At 57.9% G+C, this 1,908-nt stretch carries 2 protein-coding genes and 1 pseudogene; all 3 read left to right on the forward strand.

The annotated features are described in order from the left end of the window. Positions 1-488, forward strand: a pseudogene (gene narH / locus BGO16_RS04395) (nitrate reductase subunit beta); the annotation flags it as partial. 139 nt (positions 489-627) lie between these two features. After that, entirely contained in the window at positions 628-1,062 is a 435-nt protein-coding gene (locus BGO16_RS04400; RefSeq protein WP_292617379.1) for a hypothetical protein, read from the forward strand. 9 nt (positions 1,063-1,071) lie between these two features. Continuing rightward, positions 1,072-1,509, forward strand: a complete 438-nt coding sequence (locus tag BGO16_RS04405) for a CBS domain-containing protein (RefSeq protein ID WP_292617380.1) — start codon at positions 1,072-1,074, stop codon at positions 1,507-1,509. Positions 1,510-1,908 lie beyond the last annotated feature (399 nt).

The following is a 1,908-nucleotide window of genomic DNA, read 5'->3' on the forward strand; positions in this document are numbered from 1 at the left end:
CGCTGCCGATGCTGTTCTACGTGCCGCCGCTGGGTCCGGTGCTCGCCAAGGTGGAGAATGGCGTCTACGACAACATTGCTTCCGAATCGAGGCTGGGCCCGTTGATGAGTTCGCTTGAGCGGTCGCGCGTATCGCTGCGCTACATGGCGAGCCTGTTGTCGGGAGGCAACGAGGTGATCATCCGCGAAGTCTACAAGAAGCTTGTCGCGGTACGGGTCTACATGCGTTCGAAGAAGGTGAAGGATATCCCGGAGGAGGAGGTGCAGCGGGCGCTTGCCGAAGGCAAGACCACCGCGGCCGAGGTCGAGGCGATCTGGCGGCTGACGTCGATGCCGACCTTCGAGGAGCGTTTTGTGGTTCCGCCGATGGAGCGTGAGGAAGCGGTCGATGCGCTGTTCCCGCAGCTCGATCCGGTCTCGCACAACTATCCGATCCGCAGGGGCGCGGTCGGCGTCGGCTTCCACACCGATCCGGCGAGAGGACCATAGCCTCTGTTCGCACTGCGGGGCGCGAGGCTGCGGTTGGTTTCGGATGCCCGACCGTTGTCTCGCGCAGCCGCCGGCTGCAAAGACCTTTCACCGAGCAGCGCCCTAGCTGGCGCTGGTTCAATTCATCGGAGCGGAATCCATGTGTGACTACAGCCTTCACACCGTCGCGTCGCGTCCGGCAAAGGCCGGAGATTTGCTTGTGACAACGTCCTTTTCCTTGTCCCATGATTTGCGTGGATTCTGCGCGAAAGATGAGCCCGGCGTTGCCGTTTGTCTGATGCCCGGAACGGAGCTGGCTTTCCGTACAGAACCAACGCGCCACCGCGTTCTTGCACCGTTAATATGGCTCGGCATCATGGGTCACATCGATTCAAAACTGGCGCGGTCCCGACAGGTTCGCTTGGGCGACAAAGTCCATGACGCACTTGAATTCTCGAACGGAAAGGTCGAGCTGGTGACGGCCTTGCGCCGGGGACTGGAGGCGACCGTTCTACAGGTCCCGGTCATGATTGAGGGCGCTCCCCCGGCCGCCAGGCACAGTTCAATTGCCTTGCAAAGGGAATCCGTACGGTAGGAAAACGTCATGACTATTGAAAACATTCTGAAGCGGAAGGGAGACGACGTCACCACAATAGCTCCGGAAGCCACTATCAAGAGGGCGGCAGACTGGCTTCGCGCAAAGAATATTGGTGCTCTCGTGGTGATGAGGGAGAACACGGTTCTTGGCCTTATTTCCGAACGTGAAATCGTTCATGCATTTTCTCGCTATGGCGAGACGGCTGGGTCGATGCTTGTGAAGGAAGTCATGCAGCACGGTGTGATAACCGTGTCTCCCGGCGAGAGCATCAATCGTGTGATGAACCGGATGACGAACCATCGCGTGCGCCATGTGCTGGTCGTACGCGACGGAGAGCTGGCCGGCATTGTCAGCATTGGTGACGTCGTCAAGCATCGACTGGAGGACCTCGAGCTTGAGACGAGTGTTCTCCGTGATGTTACGACGTCACGCGACTGGCGTTAGCTCATCGGGCGCCGGTGTATATTATCTTCCGGTTGGTGTTCCAATTGAAACCCGCTTCGCACACCTTATCGGCGGCCAATCGCGCTTTGCCGTTTCTCAATTGCTCAGAGCATGATCCCGAAGAGCATGATCCAGAAACCTGGAAACCGGCTTTCGGAAAAGATCATGCTCAAAGAAAAGCCACGGGTCTGATTCAACACGGTTGAAACAAACTCTCGCCCTGAGCCGGCGTCATGGCTTTCAACGATGGATGTTGAACCGCTATTCTTTCTGCAATGTGTGAGTATAGTACCATAGCGTTCCGTTGAGCACCATCGCACCCAGGATATTGCCGATGGTGACCGGGATCTGGTTCCACACCCACCACTCGTAGATGCTCACATTGGCGCCCGAGAGGAT

The sequence above is a fragment of the Nitrobacter sp. 62-23 genome, from assembly GCF_001897285.1.
Classification (GTDB): domain Bacteria; phylum Pseudomonadota; class Alphaproteobacteria; order Rhizobiales; family Xanthobacteraceae; genus Nitrobacter.